Consider the following 18,721-nt stretch of genomic DNA (forward strand, 5'->3'; position numbering starts at 1 on the left):
AGGGACTCCCCTCACCACTTTGCAAGTCTTGTCCCTGAAAATCTATGCGAACGCAGAAAAAAGTAGACGTGCTATTGATCTGATTTAGTGATATGCCACAAAAGTAACATTCATTTCTGATCCAAGTGGTACGGACTGACCTGCCGGAACACTTTGCGAAAAAGCGTATCCATCGCCGCTAGGGATAAGCGAAAGCCCTAACTCTGAACATATGCTCACAGCATCAACCATCGATAACCCATGAAGGTCAGGAACGGTTACTCGTCCGTTTGCTGTGCTTTGAGGACCTTGTGCGTCGAGTATAACTCGACTAGAAAGCGGTACATCCGTTCCACTTTGAGGCCACTGATAAGCGACGACGCCCGGCGCTGAAATCCATTGTTCTCGAATACCTGTAGTTTGTAGTGCAGATGTTGCTGCTCCGTAGGAATCCCCAATAAGATTAGGAATGACTGTATACGTAGTTTTTTGATATTGGTTTTGCATAGAACTTGCCGCAACCCCGTGTGGCGGGATATTTAAATAACGCAATGATTTCTCTAATACAAACTGCGCTGCAGGCGATGCCACATCATTGCCAAACTGAATCGCATGCAGCGGCTCGTTTACTGTCACATAGATTTCCAAAACAGGATGATGAGCAGGTACAAAACCGATAAATGATAAATTATACTTATGCGGTACATACCCACCATTTGGACTCGGAATTTGTGCGGTTCCTGTTTTACCTGCTACGTTGTATCCTGGAACGTATGCCATTAAGCCCGGATCTTGGTTCACATCTTGAATCATCACATTGGTAATTTCATTCATAATGGCAGATGAAGCCACCCGACGTACGATGTGTGGTTTTCGAAAATATACAACTTGGCCATCTGGCGCAACGATTTTTTGTACCAGATAAGGCGTCAATAAATCACCACCGTTGGCAACAGCCCCGACCTCTGCCACTTGTTGTATGGGGGTAACAGCTAATCCTTGCCCAAATGTCATGGTAGCAAAATCCACAGGGTTCAAATGGTTAGGATCAAACAAAATCGAATTACTCTCGCCTGGCAAATCAATACCCGTGGGCTGATCCATGCCGTATAAGTGGATATAATGATATAGCGTCTGCACGCCCTCCGCCTGCCCGATATGAATAAACCCTGTATTACTGGAATAAATCATCGCCATGCGGTATGTGATTCTACCCCATCCCCACAAATTCCAATCCCGAATAGGCACGCCATTGACGTAATCGACACCAGACATATACGTCTGGTTCAAGTTAATTGCATGAGTTGCCAAGGCACCTGTTAAAGTGACAATCTTAAAAGTTGACCCAGGTTCAAATGGATCAGAGATCGCCCAGTTCGTATCGAGTGTACTAGCAGGATATGCATAATATTGATTGGGATCAAATGTTGGCAAGGTTGCCATCGCAAGAATAGCGCCCGTATTTGGATCCGCTACAATAATGGCAGCATGTGCCGGTGTAAATCGCTTTTGGATCGTCGCTAGTGCTTCTTGTGCATAGTTTTGAATGGCTGCATCAATTGTCAAATACACACGATCACCATTTTGTACAGGTTTGGTTAAAACGCTGTCAAAAGGTAGCGGCTGTCCTAGATCATCTTGCATAAATTGTACAGACCCAGACTGTCCAGCTAAATACTGATTGTACTCCCTTTCGATTCCTCCTGCACCATTACCAGTCTGATCAACAAAACCCACTACTTGTGATGCAAAATCCCCATCTGGATATACGCGTTCATATGTTTTATACGGATTGATATCGTTACCTATATTCATCTGATGAAACACATGTACTACTTGTTCTTTTTTTGCAAGCGATACATGTACAAAGTATGGATATAAACGCAACCATACAACATCTTTCCGAGTGAGTGCCTGTTCAATGACACTCGTTGGGGCACCCACAATCTGACCAAGCTCACTCGACAATTGTTGAATTTTCACAGATCCTACTTGCTGTATTCCCGGCAAGTATAAATCGAGATCATAGGCAGGCATAGAAAAAGCCAATTGATCGCCATTTGCATCGTAGATCGTCCCGCGAATAGGTGCGATCTTCTCTTCTGAAGACCACTGATTTTGTTCAATACCTGCTAAAAAGTGATCTGATGCTTGTACATACCCAATTCTAACAAGAACGATAGACAAAAATCCTACCAATGTCACGCGAAGAATTCCGAGTCTAGACATGCGCTGCTTTTTCACTATCAAGGAGCGCTCGTTCCGACTTCAACAGGTGTGGCTGGTTGCATATCTAACACATGCTCAGCAATATGTAAGATGCGCGTAGGCGAAGATAATTCATACACGGTAGACTGGAGTGCTGCATCGCGAGCCACTTCATGTGAAAGTGTGACTTGCATACCTTGTACTTGATAATTTGTCACAATCAAGTTCGCATACTGGCCAACAAGAAAAATAGCAATGCCTGCACAAAAAAACAAGGATACGATCAAGCCAAACCGATCCTTTATTTTCGGATCAGCTGCAGTACGGATCCGCTTTGATGGGGAAGTTTGGTGCAGCTCTTGCGATACAGCATCCTGTGTCCGCATGTGATAAGTCAGCGAGGTATCGCGAATAGGGTTTGTTGCACTCATTGATTTCTCTCCTTTTAATTAGGTAACCTCTCTGCTACTCGCAACTTTGCGGAGCGGGCACGGGGATTCAATTCGATATCCACGTCACTAGGTACCACCGGTTTTCTTGTTATTACTTGCATGGTCGCTCGATGATCACATATGCATTGTGGAAAATCAGGTGGACAAATACAGTCTTTAGCAGCATCAATCAATGCCTTTTTCACGATGCGATCCTCAAGTGAATGAAATGTAATAAAAGCAGCTCTACCATAACTATCCAATAACTGTGGTATAGTGACAAGAAGATCCTGTAATGATGTCATTTCTTCATTCACAGCAATACGCAATGCTTGAAACACACGTTTCGCTGGATGGGGTCCGTCTTTACGCGCTGCAGCAGGAATAGCCGCCTTAATAATGGCAACAAGTTGCTCTGTAGTTTCAATCGGTGCCACTTTTCTTGATGCTACAATAAACTGCGCAATGCGTTTCCCCCAACGTTCTTCCCCATATTCAAAGAAATAATCTGCCAATTCTCGCTCTGAGCAGGTGTTTACTAGTTTTTTTGCAGTTACGGTTTGCCGATGATCCATCCGCATATCAAGTGGTGCATCCTGTTGATAGGAAAACCCTCGCCAAGCATCGTCTAACTGCGGAGAGGACACACCTAAATCACACAAAATGCCTTGCACTTTTGGGATGGCAAGTCGCTGTAAATGATTTCCTATCATCCTGAAGTTATCATGTACGACGATCAATCGGTCGTGATATCCTTCCCGCCATGTTTCAGCGTTTGTAACAGCTTCAAGATCTTGATCAAATGCAATGACACGCCCTAATGGTGCACTTGCCTCAAGCAATGCTCTGGTATGCCCACCACCACCCATCGTCCCATCAACATAAATACCTCCCGAACGAGGATTCAACATATCTACCGCTTCTGACAGCAATACTGTGTGATGAACAAATCCTTCAATGGACAAAAAGCACATCCCCCATCATCATGCGTTTTAACGAAGTTTACAGATCGAGATCGACAAGTCCACTCGCCAAATCACTAAACTGATCTGCAGCACTTGAAGAATAGGTTTTCCAAGTCTCAAGATCCCAAATCTCCACTCGTGCACCCACTCCAATTACAACGCATTCGCGAGCAATATGCGCATATTCACGCAAATTACCAGGTAAAAGTACACGTCCTTGTTTATCCAGTTCAGACTCTGCAGCACCGCTGAAAAAAAAGCGCATAAATTGTCTGGCATCAGCTCTAGACAGCGGCATCGCCCGCAATTTGCTTTCTAAAACTTCCCAATCCTTGCGAGCATAAACGAATAAACAATGATCAAGTCCACGTGTAACTACAAAAGAAGTACCTAATTCATCGCGAAATTTTGCAGGAATGGTAATACGCCCTTTATCGTCTAGGGCATGTTGAAACTCACCCATAAACATCAGCGCATCCCCACTTTCTCTGCAAGATTCCCCACTTCACTCCACTTCACACCACTTAGTTAGTATAATTCGCCCCAAACAACAAAAATCCTGCCTCTATTCCATCAGAGACAGGATTTTTTATAAAGAAAATTGTGGAATGGTAAAACCTTTTACAGGCATGAAGCTTTGATTTTAAAATCGCACATAGGTCATCGCTGTTGGTGAATGGGCAAGCTCCAATAAAGCAGGTAGCCAAGAGCTTCCATATTTTGCAACAAGCGAGAGAGGTGATAATATCCTTTCTTGCTCAGTGCCATGAGGGCGCAACCATGCAGAAACCACCGCAGCTGCGTACACTGTTTCTTGATCTTTTCGCATAAGTGCGCGAATACTGCGGTTTTCAATATGCCTTAGACTTCGCGTTACCATCTCTTCTGCACGTTCCAATGAAGGTCGCAATGTCTTATCTATGCCGAGAAAATAATCTTCGTATTCGTGTAACACATTGCGCAGTTTATCTTGCATTTCTTTTGTAACTGTAGCAAGCGGTGGCATTAAATCTTTCACCAATGATTCTTTGAGTAAATCGCGCTTAATTCCATCTTCTAACTCCATCCCCAAATGGTCAAGAGCTCTGGATACTGCAGTAGGAACTGCCATCACGCGCATACGCAATTGTAAGATCGGTAAATGCCGACCTGCTGCCGTAAAAATCTCCTTCATCATCCCGTGATAAGCAATCTCCGCAGCGCCACCCACATAAGTCAAAACAGGTAGCAAAAAGTCTTGCACTACTGGTCTATACAAGACACCCGAAGAAAAATCAGATGGATGTTCTTCCAAACGCAGCAATAATTCCTCTTTACTAAAATAAAGATCACTATCGCGCAAAATAAAGTCATGTCCATGAGAGCGATCAACATCCAATGCATAGCGATGTCCACGATCTACAAGAAAGAGCAGTGAGTGATCGGGATGAACGTCCACTTGCGGAGAAAATCCCCGTTTCACAAGTGCCTCTGTCCCCATTTGAGCAGCTTTAATAAAAGCGTTCGGATTGTGAATGACACGTGCAAAAGCATCTTTAACTAGACTGCGAAAACTTGGGCGAATCGGATTGACAAATAATATGGGAACATCACGTAAAAGTAGAGCCATGAAACGCGCAAAACCATCGCCCATATTAGAAACATTACTATACGCTTGTAGCAGATCCTGAAGTAATTGTTCCTTATATGTGCCCGCAGGCAAATCAATCTCTAATTGTGTCAATAACCTATCTAATTCATCACGTGATACCTCATGCATACCAACAGGCACGCGACCATTTGGGCGATCGTGCAAGTGTACATGGCTAACTTTTGCTTCTTTATTCACATAATAAGCCGATGCTACTTCATCAAAATCGTGATCCTCAGTCGCAATCCAAAATATGGGTACAATTGGACGACACATCTCTTGCTCGTACTGTTTTGCGAGCACAACAGTAGACACTGCTTTATAGACAGTATACAGGGGTCCAGAAAATAACCCTGCCTGTTGTCCTGTGACAACAACCATACTGCGCTCGTCAGACAATTTATCTAACAAGGCCGCTGTATGAGCTCCCTTTTGTCCTAATTCTAATGCATATTCCCTCATAGCTTTGACAAGTGCACTTCTATGTTTACGGTCCATCACATGATCTACGGTATGACATCGCCGTTTTAATGCGTCCGGTTGATGAAGCGAAAATTCAAAGCGGTCACTCATTCTTGGATCGCCCTGTAGATACGCATCCGTGAGCGCATTGCCTGTTAACCTCTCCGTTTGCCAGATCTCCATGGTATTGCAAACCCCTCGCATCTCTCATCCATAATAAAAATGCATGATCTCTACTAACAGAAACCTCATGTTGATGATACCCATGAGAATAATACATTACGCTTATTCATCATGTGAAACCAATCATCTCACTCATCATAAACTATAGCTGTTTCACTTAATAAAGTAAAGTATCTAACATCTGTCAAGCATGTCTGCGATGTTGCTTTACAATGGTAGTCGCTCTAATGATCTCCTGCATCACATCAACCATGGCTTGATCATCTAACATTTTTGCCTTTATATACACTTCACCAGTATCGCTAGCGCTATACTGCGGTTTTAGATGATTTAAAGTGATGGCTAAAATATCGTTTTGACATAGTTCACACGAGCACCCATCATACCCATTTTCAATAAAAGATTGTAAAGCTCGTCTCGCAACGTTTTCCATTACATTAGTTAACACGCCATCGCCTCACTTCACAACCGCAAATTACGCTTGTTTCATTCACAGTATCATAAACAAGTAAATTCAAGCAACTAGTGGATGAACATGTGCCCGATAGGTCAACTCAACCTTACCTGAATCCTCGAAACACTTTTGCACTGCTTGGGCATACTACAGTTTCAAGGAGGAATGAGAATGACAGATCTACATTGTTTACGACGCACACGCATTCATATGAATGGATTGTCCGACTTTAAAAATAGAGAATTATACCAATCACTATTACAAATGATTGATGGCGTAGTTTCAGTGACTGCAAACCCCACATCTGGTCGATTACTGATCGTGTATGATGATCGCAAAATTGCTAGCTGGCAATTAGTAGCACTAGCAGGACGGTTAGAACATTCACCTATGTCATTCCTGCCTGCAACTGAATACACCTTACGCAGACATCAGATGTATCTTACTGTGCCGCTTATTCTGCTGGCGGGCATTGGCGTGAAACGATTGATTGCTGGTAAACCAGCATTTGCAGATAGCCTTTTTGCATACCAATTGGCAACCATAGTCGCAGTCTTTACAGGATATCCCGTTTTGCGAGAGCGTGTGAATCGTCTAGCTGAAAAAATAGGAATTAGCGATCATATTCTCCTTAGTTTTGCAGCCCTTTTTGTTGCTGTCATACGCGAATCTCTGCTTGTTTTTAGCGCGTTATTTCTACTTAGCTATAATGCTTATCGCAAGCGCAATAACACCTTAACTGCCGCTGCCAAAGCGGGTGAAGTAGTAGCACTGATTGACAGTGAAAACCATGAACCTAAAAATGTAAAGCGTTTTGCAGATGTAGGGTCAAAAATTGGTCTTGTTGTCGCATTGGGTACATTTATCATCACAGGTAACCCACTACTTTTTAGCACTCTTCTCGTCGCTGCCAATCCACGTCCAGCAGTCATAGGAGCACGCTATGGACTCAATCACGCAGAAATCATGACACATGAGGATTGTCGATATATTCCTATGCACACAGGAATGGATCTTTATGATTTGCTTGATGCAAAAGAAATTACGATTTTACATGCGAAAACAAATGAGCATATTCCTACCATTTATCCCCCACTTGAACAATTTGCAAAACGCCAAGGCATAGCAGTCATTCGCACAACTCATATACACGAATTTAAAGAACCTGTCCCAACACAACGAAAAAGAAGAGCAGAACATCAACTCACCCATATCATACTGCTTTCTGAAGAAGTAGCTTATCCAGCTGTCCATCAACGTCAAGACCATTTAATCTATCTGCGCCAAAATCAAGAAGCATTATTTGAAACACTGCAATTAAGCGAACGATTGCATCGCAATATTCAAAAGAGCATGATTCGAACAGGAGCATTCAATGTATTCCTCACTGTACTCGCATTTGCCATGGTAGCTCCAGGGCGAATCAATTTGCTTGCGGATAGTTTTGCGATTGCTACACTTGGACTTTCTGAAGGGAAGGACCTTATCGGCTCGCACTCTTTGCAAGAACAACTCACAGCCATGTAATCACGATAAAAGCGCGGGATGGGAAAGCCCATCTCGCGCTTTTTATGAAACAGTACAAGCTAATGATACGTGCCTAGATCATCATCGTTTGTCTGGTTACTCTCTTTTTGAACAAGATCTACCATCCGTTCATATTCTGGTTTAAACCCTGCGCCCACTTGCTTCATATCATTTGCGAATTGCACCAATGCATCCGCATTCTTAACGGCAAAATCAGGTGGCATTTGTCCCCCATGTGTATGTTTTACCGCTCTAGCATCGTGTGATTGTGGCATCAAATGATCAGGTAAACGGTGGGGTAGATCGTCATCGATTTGTCCAATTTGACCAATCTCAACTGCCTGTGCGCGATTGGCACCTGCAAATCGCACTTTGCGACTAAAAAAATCCTTTGTCCCCTCGATCACTCCATCAGTAGCATTCATCGCTGTCGCCAAACCTCCCACGACCGCTTTGCGCACAAATGGCTGTTGCTTTTCGTTCTGCTCATGCCATTCATGTGTCTGTGCACTTTCTACCGTATCGTCAAGATGCTCACGGTTTCCTGTAGGTTCATGACTCTCCTCAGGCTGTTGTGCCCATTGTTTCACGCGATCACTTATGGCCATGACCCCAACTGCCGTTTGCACAGTCGTTTTGCGTATAAAATTTCGCACTGAAGGCACTGTGAGTAACACAGCAACACCTACAGTCACCCACCCTACTGGATAATCTGTTTTCAGCACTTTGCCAAAGTCTTTCATCGCCATGACTTCCCCTCCTTTATCCTCTCCTCCTATAGCATCCCCAAGTCAGATAAGTGCATGCGAAAAGTGCGGACTACATGCATGAATCAGGCTCATCTGTGGAAGGGTATTTCATACATCCACAGATTTTGGTATAGAAGAGGATACTAGGAGGATCAATACATTGAGGAAAGCACATAGTATGGAGAGTATCGTCATTGGCATTGGCATTGGTTTGTTTGCAACTATTATCATACCCGTATTAAAAAAACAACTTAAACCAGCTTCCGCCGCAGTCGCAACAGGTGCTTTAGCCATGTCAGAAAGTGCGCGCAAATGGATTGAGGTAGCAAAAGAAGAAGTCGAGGATGTTGTAGCAGAAGCACAATTTGAACGTATGAAACGCAAAATTGGACAAGAATTAGAAAACATCGAGGAGAATCAACAATATCCTTTAATGTAAATATACAGCACCTCTTAAAGGACACTGACAGTTGTCCGATCAAGAGGTGCTCATGCATGCATCATCTATATGCTTTTTACACTGGGTACACGGAGTGCTTGCGTCGCGCGAATACGACATTCTTCGCTTCGTATTCTTGTAACCGCACGACAAGTTCATGCCGCAAATCATCAGGCGCAATAATAGCATCAACGACAAGTTCCGACGCTAAGCGATAAACGTCGATATCCGCACGATACTCTTCTCTTTTTTGTTCCACAAACTCTGATTTTTCAGGCTCAGCTAACTCTGCAATTTTGTTGGAGTACACAGCATTTACTGCTGCCTCAGGACCCATTACTGCAATTTGAGCACTCGGTAAAGCAATACAGACATCTGGATCAAATGCGGGACCAGCCATTGCATACAGACCTGCACCATACGCTTTACGCACAATGACTGAAATTTTAGTAGTGGTGACTTCCGCCATCGCTGCGATCATTTTCGCACCATGACGAATCATGCCGGCACGTTCAACTTTCGTCCCAATCATAAATCCTGGAACGTCTGCAAGAAAGATCAGAGGGATATTAAAAGCATCACAAAGTGTCACAAATCTCGCTGCTTTATCGGCAGAATCCACAAATAAGACGCCACCTTTTACACGTGGTTGATTGGCCACAATACCTACGGAGCGCCCATCAATCCGCGCCAACCCAGTAATTAACTCACCGGCAAAAAGGCGCTTGATTTCAAAGAAGCTACCTTCATCAATTAACTGATCAATAAGGTCATACATATTGAATGGAGCATTTTGATTTTGGGGAATCAGCTCCGATACTGCTTTTTTACCCGACACCACATCAAGCGCTGGAACACGCGGTACAGGTGCCAAATAGTTTGCTGGAAAATACGATAAGTACGTACGAGCCGCCATAATGGCATGTGGCTCATCTGGTGCTAATACATCGCCACACCCACTGACAGAACAGTGCATCCGTGCTCCGCCCATCTCTTCTAGCGTGACTTTCTCCCCGATCACCATCTCTGCCATCCGCGGTGATCCTAGATACATGCTCGCATTTCCTTCAACCATAATGACAATGTCACAAAATGCAGGAATATAGGCGCCACCTGCAGCCGAGGGTCCAAACAACACACAGACTTGAGGGATCATCCCAGACATTTTTACTTGATTGTAAAAGATCCGTCCAGCGCCACGACGCCCCGGAAACATGTCAATTTGATCGGTAATTCGAGCACCCGCCGAGTCCACTAAGTACACCAACGGAATTTGCATTTTCATCGCCGTTTCCTGAATGCGGATGATTTTCTCTACCGTGCGAAAACCCCATGATCCTGCTTTCACAGTAGAATCATTGGCCATCACTGCAACTGTTTGTCCATGGATACGCCCTAGCCCTGTCACAACTCCATCAGCCGGCAAGTCACCTGCAAGTGCATTTGCAAACATACCGTCTTCTGCATCTAAGTCCTCATCAAACAATAAACGCAAACGCTCTCGAACAAATAATTTTCCTACTTCAGCGTTTTTTTCGTGATATTTCTGCGCGCCACCTGTTGTGATCGCTTGTGTCCATTCATTCAGTGATCGATTCTCTGTGTTGCTCACTACTCCACCTCATTGTCCTGTATACTGTGGTTTACGTTTTTGTGCAAACGCTTGTAGACCTTCTAAACGATCTTGTGTTCCCAATACCTCTTCATAAGCTGACATTTCAATGTGCAATCCCTCTTCAAGTGATACATCTGCCCCACTTTGTATAGCCCGCTTTGCAGCTCGCAAAGCCACTGGTCCACCCTCGCCTATCTGTTGCGCCACTGCTGTCGCTGTTTTTAGCACATCTGTAACGGCAACTACGTATTCTGCTAACCCAAATGAAAATGCCTCAGTTCCTGTAAATCGCCGACCTGTAAAAATCAATTCTTTTGCGCGTCCAAGTCCCACGATGCGTGCGAGACGTTGCGTTCCACCAGCTCCAGGAATGATCGCAAGTCTCGTCTCCGTGAGTCCAAGTAGTGCGGTATCCGCGACAACGCGCACATCACAAGCAAGCATCAATTCAAGCCCACCGCCTAGCGCTACACCTCTTACAGCTGCGATAGTTGGCATTTTTAGTGCAGCTACTGCTTCGATCACCGAACGAATGCGAGTAACAGCAGTCCTAACCTGCTCTTCGTTCATTCCACGCCGTTCTTTTAAATCAGCTCCAGCGCAAAATGCGCGCTCTGATCCTGAAGTGATCACCACACAACGCACCGTTTCATCTTGATCTATCGCCTGTAGGTGTACGAGCATTTCTTCCAATAGCACTTCAGACAATGCGTTCATGGCTTCCTCACGCTGTAAAGTAAGTGTCGCAACATGGTCATTCATAGTCAGTTCACACAGTGCCACAACTATCCCCTCCTTGCGCTTGAAAGATCTTACTCGCATGACTATGTAAAGGATGTCCCACACTGTTTTGCAAAAGGACGAGCGACGAAAGCAATGCAGCTTGATCGATCCCCGTGTTTACTTTACATCCTTCTAGTAAATACAAGAGATCATCTGTAGCCACGTTGCCGGAAGCGCCTGGTGCATATGGACAACCACCTAAACCACCTAAAGCACTATCGATTTTTGTAATGCCCATAGTGAGCCCAACTAAGATATTGGCAAGAGCTGTACCGCGCGTATCATGCATATGTAATGCCAACCGGTCTTGAGGAATCTCCTTTAGTAAACGTTCAAGTACGCGCTCCGTTTGAAGTGGCGTTGCCACTCCGATCGTATCGCCAAGTGAAATTTCATCAACGCCATCTTCCAGTAACGAGAGTGCGATCTGCAACACCTGATCTACGTCAACTTCCCCTTCATACGGACACCCAAAGACAGTCGAGACATACCCTCGCACATATGCACGCTGAGCTTTTGCCATTTGTGTCACAGAGTGTAATACCGGCAAAGTTTGCGCGATTGTTTTATTAATATTTTTTTTATTGTGCGATTCGCTCGCTGACATGAAAACAGCTACCGCTTCCATTCCTACTTCTAGAGCACGTTCTAACCCTTGTTGATTAGGAACAAGAGCACTGTACACCACACCTGGTTTCTTTTTTATACCAGCAAATACCTCTGCCGCATCAGCCAGTTGCGGAATCCAGCGCGGACTGACAAAACTAGTCACTTCAATATGCGTCAATCCCGTATCGGTCAAACTATCGATCCAGGCAATTTTCTCCTCCGTGGATAAGCGAGTAGGTTCATTTTGCAAACCATCTCGCGGTCCTACTTCCCAAATAGTCACTTCCTGTGGTAGCCTCATCGGTTATTCCAACTCCACAAGTGCATCGCCCTCATTGACAAAATCCCCTTCTCCGATGAGAACCTTTGCTACTTTTCCCGAAAACTCTGCAGACACTGGAACTTCCATCTTCATGGATTCTAAGATGATGACATCATCCCCTTCATGCACATCCTGACCAACTGATACTACAAGCTTAAACACCGTTCCAGCCATAGTAGATACAATCGTTTTCATGATGTAATCCCCTTCTCATATTCAAATAAGTGCCAACAAGCCATCACTACAACCCAAATTGTTCGTGAATAAACGCAGTATTGGTATCTCCCTGTGCAAACGCGTCATTCTCAAGTACCCGTTGTAAAAGAGGGATATTAGTCTTAATACCAGCCACTTGATATGCTGCAAGCGCATGGATCATCTTGTTGCGAGCGTCTAGACGATCGGTTCCATATACGATGAGTTTTGCAAACATGGGGTCATAAAATGGCGTAATAGTGTCTCCTAGTCTTACACCGATCTCATTTCGCACGCCAATTCCCTCAGGTATATGCAACTCGGTGATCGTTCCAGGCGAAGGAAAAAAACGCGTGGGATCTTCTGCACAGATGCGGCATTCCATGGCATGTCCTTGCGGTTTTCGATCCATCACGCGATGATCGAGCGCTTCTCCCATCGCAACTCGCAATTGCCACAAAACGAGATCAACGCCCATCACTTCCTCAGTTACAGGGTGTTCCACTTGCAAACGCGTATTCATCTCTAAAAAATAAAAATTGCCTACTTGATCTAATAAGAACTCCACAGTTCCTACTCCAGTATAATGCAATGCGTGAACCAGTGCTAAAGCCGCAGTTCCCATACGCTCTCGCAATGCATGATCGACAACAGGTGAAGGTGATTCCTCCACAATCTTTTGATGACGCCGCTGAATGCTGCACTCCCTTTCTCCAAGGTGAACTGCATGCCCGTATTGATCAGCTAATACTTGGATTTCCACATGACGAGGACGCTCAATGTACTTCTCAATGTACATGGTACCATCACCAAAATAAGAAAGCACTCGCTTTGAAGAGGAAGCAAAGGCAACACGTAAAGCAGCTTCATCATGGGCAACGACCATACCAATGCCACCACCGCCAGCTGATGCTTTTAACATCACTGGATATCCCATAGAAGAAGCCATCGAAGCAGCCTCATCTTCATCTGCGACAGCTCCCGGTGATCCGGGCACAACAGGAACTCCTGCTTCAAGAGCCACTTGTCGTGCTTCTACTTTACTACCCATGCGTGCAATGGCATCAGGACTAGGCCCGATAAAAACAAGTTTTGCATCGATACAAGCGCTTGCAAAGGATGCATTTTCAGAGAGCAAACCATACCCTGGATGAATAGCATCCGCTCCACATGCTTTTGCGATCTCTACAATCTTTGCACTTTGCAAATAACTTTGTGCCACAGGACTCGGTCCAACTAAGTGCGCTTCATCGGCTAACTGCACATGCAAGGCATTGGCATCCGCCTCACTATAAATAACAGCTGCTTGTATCCCCATCTCATGACAGGCACGAATGATGCGACAAGCAATTTCACCGCGGTTTGCAATCAATATTTTCTTAAACAAAAACAGCATCTCCTAACCATCGAGATCTAATAAACAACAAGGTATTGGATGGAGAATAAGTGCTCTGCACTACAGAAGAGTATAAAATAGTGCTATGATCATGCACAGTACTATTTTACCATGACGGAAACAAAAAGTAATTGTATAGGTGGGATTAACCATGTCACTGGATCAATCGTTTTCCACAACACGCCCTTTATTTGGACAAGTAGCATTAGTTACAGGCGCATCGCGCGGGATTGGTGCTGAGATCGCTCGCACTCTCGCTAAGGCAGGAGCGGCGGTTGCGATTAACTATCTTGTACAACGCGATGCCGCATTAGAGGTAGCTGCACAATGTCAATCTTACGGGTCAAAAGCAATTGCCATTCAAGCCAATGTTACTAATCAACAAGCAATTAACCAGTTGGTCACAGACACAAACGTACTACTTGGCACGCCTTCCATTTTGGTAAATAACGCTGGTCTTGCACATGCAGAATTATTTCTCGACACAAAAGAAAAAACATTTGATGAACTGATGAATGCAAATGTAAAAGCACCATTTTTCTGCGCTCAAGCAGTTTTACCTGCCATGATCCGCGCACAGTATGGGCGCATTGTCAATATAGGATCTATTTGGGGGATATCTGGAGGGTCTCTTGAAGTCGCTTATTCAGCTTCAAAAGGGGGATTACTCGCGCTTACTAAGGCATTAGCAAAAGAAGTGGCGCCATCTGGCGTAACTGTCAATGCAGTTGCACCTGGCGCCATCGAAACAGATATGTTAAGCCATTTAACAGAAGAAGACCTAGACCAACTAACTCGGGAAACACCCGTTGGTCGTTTAGGAACTCCCATTGATGTTGCGACTGCCGTACTCTTTCTCGTCAGTCCTAACGCTTCTTTTATCACAGGCCAAGTCATTAGTCCAAATGGTGGTCTTGTAATTTAAGATTGCACATCTTGAAAATTAGACTGCTTTTGTGCCCGTTCACGCTCACTCTTATTTAACTTCTTCTTGCGCAAGCGAATGGTTTTAGGCGTCACTTCACAGTACTCATCATCAGCCAAATATTCCAGAGCAGCTTCAAGTGAAAGAATACGCGGCGCTTTAAGGCGCGAGGTATCATCTTTGGTCGCCGAACGCACGTTGCTCATATGCTTTTCACGACAAACATTGACCACAAGATCATTGTCGCGAGAGTGCTCTCCAACGATCATACCTGCATACACTTGCGCACCTGGTGTAATAAAGAGCACACCGCGCTCTTCCACTGAGGCAATCGCATATGCCGTAGAAGTACCAGCTTCACTTGCAACTAACACGCCGCTTTGACGATCTGAAATATCACCTTTATACGGCTCATAGTGTAAGAACGTGTGATGCATCGTCCCATAGCCACGCGTCGCAGTTAGCAGTTCAGAACGAAAGCCTATCAATCCTCGTGCAGGAACATGAAACTCTAAGCGTGTGGAAGATGTTCCTTGAATCATCTGTACCAACTCGCCTCGACGTCCACCGAGTCGCTCCATCACAGTGCCTACGTGTTCTTCTGGAACATCGATAATCACATGCTCTATAGGCTCAAGGAGTTTATTGTTTTCATCCCTCTTGAAGATAACGCGCGGTTTAGACACTTGCATTTCATATCCTTCACGGCGCATCGTTTCAATCAAAATCGACAAGTGCAATTCGCCTCGACCAGAAACCAAGAACGCATCTGGAGACTCCGTGTCTTCAACGCGTAAACTAACATCCTTTTCAAGCTCCGCATATAAGCGCGAACGCAATTTGCGCGACGTCACGTGCGTTCCTTCAAGACCTGCAAAAGGACTGTCGTTGACAACAAACGTCATCTGCAACGACGGTTCTTCAATCGGAATCGTTGGCAGTGCTTCTGGTGCGTTGATATCAGCCACAGTCTCGCCAACAGTCAGATCACCAAGACCTGCCACAGCGACGATCTCCCCTGCGCTTGCCGTTTCCAATTCAACGCGACGCAATCCGCGAAATCCATACAACTTCGTGACTCGCTGTTGCGATAATTCACCATTTTGTTTCATAACAACCACTTGTTGACCCAGTTTAATCGTACCGCGAACAATCCGTCCAATGCCAATCCGGCCTAAAAATTCGCTGTAATCCAAAATGCTAGCTTGCCATTGTAGTGGACCTTCTGCATCGTCAGTTGGTTCAGGAATAGTCTCGATAATCGACTCAAACAACGGGCGAAAATCAGGACTTGGCTGCTCAACATCAAGTGTCGCAGTTCCATTGACAGCAGATGCATAGACGACAGGAAAATTAATTTGTTCATCTGACGCCCCAAGATCCATAAATAATTCCAGGACCTCATCTACTACTTCAAGTGGGCGCGCCATCGGGCGATCAATCTTATTAATGACGACAATCGGCACTAATTTTTGGTCGAGTGCCTTACGCAACACAAAGCGCGTTTGTGGCATACACCCTTCAAACGCATCGACGACTAACAACACACCGTCGACCATCTGCATAATGCGCTCTACTTCTCCGCCAAAATCAGCATGACCAGGTGTATCTACAATGTTAATCAAGTAATCTTGATATTGAATGGCTGTATTTTTTGCAAGAATGGTAATCCCGCGTTCCCGTTCGAGGTCACTAGAATCCATGGCTCGTTCAGTAACCGCTTCATTACTTCGATAAACTCCTGATTGGCGTAGCAATTGGTCAACCAATGTCGTCTTACCATGGTCAACGTGAGCGATAATAGCTATATTACGAAGATGTTTCACTTAAAAATCCGTCCCTCTCCGTCTATCTCATTTTGTTTGACAGTTTATTGTAGCACAGTTAAGTTGGTAACGGCTAATTTTATTAAAATTTTCTTTTAACCTATCCTGCACCGTAACCATACTTAATGGCAAACCATAAGATACATGCAAAGCCGAATGCAATGGATGCCAAATACACAACTTGTAGCCACCCTTTTTTTCTACTGCCTTGCATTCCAATTTCCCTTTCTAAAACAAGTATAGGTGTGATGACATGAAGCCAAAGAAAAAACGCTTATGGAATGTTCCACCGAATATTAGACAACGCGTCGTTACTGAGAGCCGTGCATTACATGTAACACCAGAAGAATACCTCGTTTTGATAACTCAAGTAGCTGAATCTATTCGCGGAGCTGTTTTGCCAGACGGCATCAAAGATAGCACTGCACTTCAATCTATTTTACAAAATCCTCTGATGTTACAAATGGCGTCAGCACTTGCAGGAACTTTGTGGAAGCAAATGCAGCAGTCACAGCAAAACGATAGTGAACCTACAATTGAAGCGGAGGTCACAGATGTACCTGATACACCGGCTTCGCAAACGTCACCTTCTGTACATCAAATTCCAAAAGATCCTCCAGCAACCACTCCACCACCTGGCATGATTGTCATCGATCCGATCACAGGTCAAATGATTCGCCTACCCCGCCATGTGCCATTTTAGTACGAACAGACTTATTCGGGCGGATCTAACTGTGTACCTAATCGACGCACAATCACTTTTACATGTAGCCTTGTCACTATTTTTGGCAACTGCTTATGCCAATCATAGTTTTCCATTGCATCAAACGTAGGAAATTGACCTCGCGCATAGCGAAAGAACTCAAATGGATCAACGTCATAGCGCGTGTACATCTCCTTTATTAATGCAAGTTCCTGTCTGGACAAATCCGCAGCTATTTTTTGCTCAAGCAAATGTCTTGCCGCAGGATTCACATAAGACGCATTGGTTTGATCACCAATTAATGTCCCTTCAAAAACTTGCGTAATATCTAACGTCTTCTTTTTCCCGGAAAGTGACAACGACACCTTCTCTGGCTGTGCATCATGAAGCATAAGACTAACTGAACTTTTTACGCCAATAGGCGAATCGACAACAACTAGCGCCCTATGCAAGCGACCAGATAACAATTGCATATATCGCGAGTGTTCCCCATCTAATATCAGTACCATACGGTCGTTGCGAAAGACGGCCGTTCCCACACACTCAATAGGATTACCACCAGCTCTGTTCAAGTGACCAGGCTCTGTTGTCGCACTATTTTCACGCAAATCGTCTGTCGATCCAGAGGTTTTTTTTGACTCTTTCGCTACCTGTTCATTTTCACTTAATACAGGAAGCACAGGATCAACATTTGGCATCTCCAGCGCATTCATCAATTCATGCACTTGTATCGAAGGCGCAAACCCCGTTCGTTGACTGGATTCCTGTAAATCTTCTATCACTCGTGTAGCCGATGTTTCAAGTACTGGCTTATCATGCAAAAATAGTTCTCCCAGACTCCCTTTTACTACATAGAGATACAGTGTTCTGCGAAATTCCCGATACCGCACAAGTGCACGCATGTACGGGAGAATTCCTTGTCTTGCAGCACGCTCGCCAAACATAATAGCTGATAGGTGCGATAAATTGATCGTGCGCTCTACACCTGCATTCATCACATCAAATGCCTCATGAATACTTTTCCCAGTTGCTGATACCACAGGAGTTGTGGATAAAAAATCACCTCCACCCCCACCTCCTCCACTACTTGATCCAGACAATTTACTTGGCACGGCAACGCGTCCAGTGACCACGAGATCATTGCCTTTTTTTTGCTTGTCAATCCCCATCGTGACAAGAAAGGCTTGCTCTTCAAGCTCCGCTCGATCGTAACAACCAGTTAACAATATACTTCCGACGAGAAATGTCGTTACAAATCCAACCCATTTTTTATACGCCATGCATGTAACTCCTTCCATCATTCTCTATAACCTGTTTAAG

The 18,721-nt window shown here is 44.6% G+C and carries 18 protein-coding genes; 4 read left to right on the top strand and 14 right to left on the bottom strand.

Annotation, left to right across the window (positions count from 1 at the left end):
- Window positions 1-84: 84 nt before the first annotated feature.
- The 6 genes from MM817_RS00060 to MM817_RS00085 all read right to left on the bottom strand — a co-directional run bounded on the left by MM817_RS00060 (window position 85) and on the right by MM817_RS00085 (window position 6,306).
- On the bottom strand, window positions 85-2,223 hold the full coding sequence (locus tag MM817_RS00060; RefSeq protein WP_241711412.1) for a penicillin-binding transpeptidase domain-containing protein: 2,139 nt from the start codon (window positions 2,221-2,223) through the stop codon (window positions 85-87).
- A gap of 2 nt (window positions 2,224-2,225) precedes the next feature.
- Window positions 2,226-2,618 carry a hypothetical protein gene (locus MM817_RS00065; RefSeq protein ID WP_241711413.1) on the bottom strand — a complete coding sequence of 131 codons (393 nt, stop codon included), beginning with the start codon at window positions 2,616-2,618 and terminating at the stop codon, window positions 2,226-2,228.
- 14 nt (window positions 2,619-2,632) lie between these two features.
- Window positions 2,633-3,583 carry a 16S rRNA (cytosine(1402)-N(4))-methyltransferase RsmH gene (rsmH, locus tag MM817_RS00070; RefSeq protein WP_241711414.1) on the bottom strand — a complete coding sequence of 317 codons (951 nt, stop codon included), beginning with the start codon at window positions 3,581-3,583 and terminating at the stop codon, window positions 2,633-2,635.
- A 37-nt stretch (window positions 3,584-3,620) separates the two neighbouring features.
- On the bottom strand, window positions 3,621-4,052 hold the full coding sequence (mraZ, locus tag MM817_RS00075) for a division/cell wall cluster transcriptional repressor MraZ (RefSeq protein ID WP_241711415.1): 432 nt from the start codon (window positions 4,050-4,052) through the stop codon (window positions 3,621-3,623).
- 174 nt (window positions 4,053-4,226) lie between these two features.
- Window positions 4,227-5,858, bottom strand: a complete 1,632-nt coding sequence (gene bshC, locus MM817_RS00080; RefSeq protein WP_241711416.1) for a bacillithiol biosynthesis cysteine-adding enzyme BshC — start codon at window positions 5,856-5,858, stop codon at window positions 4,227-4,229.
- Between the two features lie 184 nt (window positions 5,859-6,042).
- Window positions 6,043-6,306, bottom strand: coding sequence for a late competence development ComFB family protein (locus MM817_RS00085; RefSeq protein WP_241711417.1), 264 nt, complete (start codon window positions 6,304-6,306; stop codon window positions 6,043-6,045).
- Between the two features lie 177 nt (window positions 6,307-6,483).
- Here MM817_RS00085 and MM817_RS00090 point away from each other — a divergent pair, with 177 nt between their 5' ends.
- Complete coding sequence (locus tag MM817_RS00090) at window positions 6,484-7,839, top strand: hypothetical protein (RefSeq protein ID WP_241711418.1); 1,356 nt, start codon at window positions 6,484-6,486, stop codon at window positions 7,837-7,839.
- Between the two features lie 59 nt (window positions 7,840-7,898).
- Here MM817_RS00090 and MM817_RS00095 read toward each other — a convergent pair whose 3' ends face one another.
- Window positions 7,899-8,588, bottom strand: a complete 690-nt coding sequence (locus MM817_RS00095) for a hypothetical protein (protein WP_241711419.1) — start codon at window positions 8,586-8,588, stop codon at window positions 7,899-7,901.
- Between the two features lie 160 nt (window positions 8,589-8,748).
- On the opposite strand from MM817_RS00095, the gene MM817_RS00100 reads away from it, so the two are divergent.
- Complete coding sequence (locus MM817_RS00100) at window positions 8,749-9,027, top strand: hypothetical protein (RefSeq protein ID WP_241711420.1); 279 nt, start codon at window positions 8,749-8,751, stop codon at window positions 9,025-9,027.
- Between the two features lie 76 nt (window positions 9,028-9,103).
- Here the strand turns inward: MM817_RS00100 and MM817_RS00105 are convergent, their stop codons facing one another.
- Genes MM817_RS00105 through MM817_RS00125 form a run of 5 tightly spaced genes read right to left on the bottom strand, consistent with a single transcriptional unit; the run spans window position 9,104 to window position 13,938 of the window.
- Entirely contained in the window at window positions 9,104-10,639 is a 1,536-nt protein-coding gene (locus tag MM817_RS00105; RefSeq protein ID WP_241711421.1) for an acyl-CoA carboxylase subunit beta, read from the bottom strand.
- A 9-nt stretch (window positions 10,640-10,648) separates the two neighbouring features.
- Window positions 10,649-11,404, bottom strand: a complete 756-nt coding sequence (locus MM817_RS00110; RefSeq protein WP_419723362.1) for an enoyl-CoA hydratase-related protein — start codon at window positions 11,402-11,404, stop codon at window positions 10,649-10,651.
- 7 nt (window positions 11,405-11,411) lie between these two features.
- A complete protein-coding gene (locus MM817_RS00115; RefSeq protein WP_241711423.1) occupies window positions 11,412-12,335 on the bottom strand; it encodes a hydroxymethylglutaryl-CoA lyase in 924 nt (307 codons plus the stop codon).
- Between the two features lie 3 nt (window positions 12,336-12,338).
- Window positions 12,339-12,551, bottom strand: coding sequence for an acetyl-CoA carboxylase biotin carboxyl carrier protein subunit (locus tag MM817_RS00120; protein WP_241711424.1), 213 nt, complete (start codon window positions 12,549-12,551; stop codon window positions 12,339-12,341).
- 46 nt (window positions 12,552-12,597) lie between these two features.
- The gene (locus tag MM817_RS00125) at window positions 12,598-13,938 is read right to left on the bottom strand and encodes an acetyl-CoA carboxylase biotin carboxylase subunit (RefSeq protein ID WP_241711425.1); all 1,341 of its coding nucleotides are present in this window, start codon (window positions 13,936-13,938) and stop codon (window positions 12,598-12,600) included.
- A 160-nt stretch (window positions 13,939-14,098) separates the two neighbouring features.
- Here MM817_RS00125 and ymfI point away from each other — a divergent pair, with 160 nt between their 5' ends.
- Window positions 14,099-14,872, top strand: a complete 774-nt coding sequence (gene ymfI / locus MM817_RS00130; protein ID WP_241711426.1) for an elongation factor P 5-aminopentanone reductase — start codon at window positions 14,099-14,101, stop codon at window positions 14,870-14,872.
- Here ymfI and typA read toward each other — a convergent pair.
- The gene (gene typA / locus MM817_RS00135) at window positions 14,869-16,698 is read right to left on the bottom strand and encodes a translational GTPase TypA (RefSeq protein WP_241711427.1); all 1,830 of its coding nucleotides are present in this window, start codon (window positions 16,696-16,698) and stop codon (window positions 14,869-14,871) included. The genes ymfI and typA overlap by 4 nt on opposite strands.
- A gap of 253 nt (window positions 16,699-16,951) precedes the next feature.
- Here typA and MM817_RS00140 point away from each other — a divergent pair, with 253 nt between their 5' ends.
- On the top strand, window positions 16,952-17,401 hold the full coding sequence (locus tag MM817_RS00140; protein ID WP_241711428.1) for a hypothetical protein: 450 nt from the start codon (window positions 16,952-16,954) through the stop codon (window positions 17,399-17,401).
- A gap of 11 nt (window positions 17,402-17,412) precedes the next feature.
- Here the strand turns inward: MM817_RS00140 and MM817_RS00145 are convergent, their stop codons facing one another.
- On the bottom strand, window positions 17,413-18,681 hold the full coding sequence (locus MM817_RS00145) for a Ger(x)C family spore germination protein (protein WP_241711429.1): 1,269 nt from the start codon (window positions 18,679-18,681) through the stop codon (window positions 17,413-17,415).
- Window positions 18,682-18,721: the final 40 nt, after the last annotated feature.

Source organism: Sulfoacidibacillus ferrooxidans, from assembly GCF_022606465.1.
Taxonomy (GTDB): domain Bacteria; phylum Bacillota; class Bacilli; order Alicyclobacillales; family SLC66; genus Sulfoacidibacillus; species Sulfoacidibacillus ferrooxidans.

Coding starts and splice junctions, on each gene's coding strand:
- MM817_RS00140 (WP_241711428.1), top strand. CDS start 16,952: ATGAAGCCAAAGAAAAAACGCTTATGGAATGTTCCACCGAATATTAGA.
- MM817_RS00065 (WP_241711413.1), bottom strand. CDS start 2,618: ATGAGTGCAACAAACCCTATTCGCGATACCTCGCTGACTTATCACATG.
- mraZ (WP_241711415.1), bottom strand. CDS start 4,052: ATGTTTATGGGTGAGTTTCAACATGCCCTAGACGATAAAGGGCGTATT.
- ymfI (WP_241711426.1), top strand. CDS start 14,099: ATGTCACTGGATCAATCGTTTTCCACAACACGCCCTTTATTTGGACAA.
- MM817_RS00115 (WP_241711423.1), bottom strand. CDS start 12,335: ATGAGGCTACCACAGGAAGTGACTATTTGGGAAGTAGGACCGCGAGAT.
- MM817_RS00145 (WP_241711429.1), bottom strand. CDS start 18,681: ATGGCGTATAAAAAATGGGTTGGATTTGTAACGACATTTCTCGTCGGA.
- MM817_RS00120 (WP_241711424.1), bottom strand. CDS start 12,551: ATGAAAACGATTGTATCTACTATGGCTGGAACGGTGTTTAAGCTTGTA.
- MM817_RS00095 (WP_241711419.1), bottom strand. CDS start 8,588: ATGGCGATGAAAGACTTTGGCAAAGTGCTGAAAACAGATTATCCAGTA.
- bshC (WP_241711416.1), bottom strand. CDS start 5,858: ATGGAGATCTGGCAAACGGAGAGGTTAACAGGCAATGCGCTCACGGAT.
- MM817_RS00110 (WP_419723362.1), bottom strand. CDS start 11,404: ATGAATGACCATGTTGCGACACTTACTTTACAGCGTGAGGAAGCCATG.
- MM817_RS00090 (WP_241711418.1), top strand. CDS start 6,484: ATGACAGATCTACATTGTTTACGACGCACACGCATTCATATGAATGGA.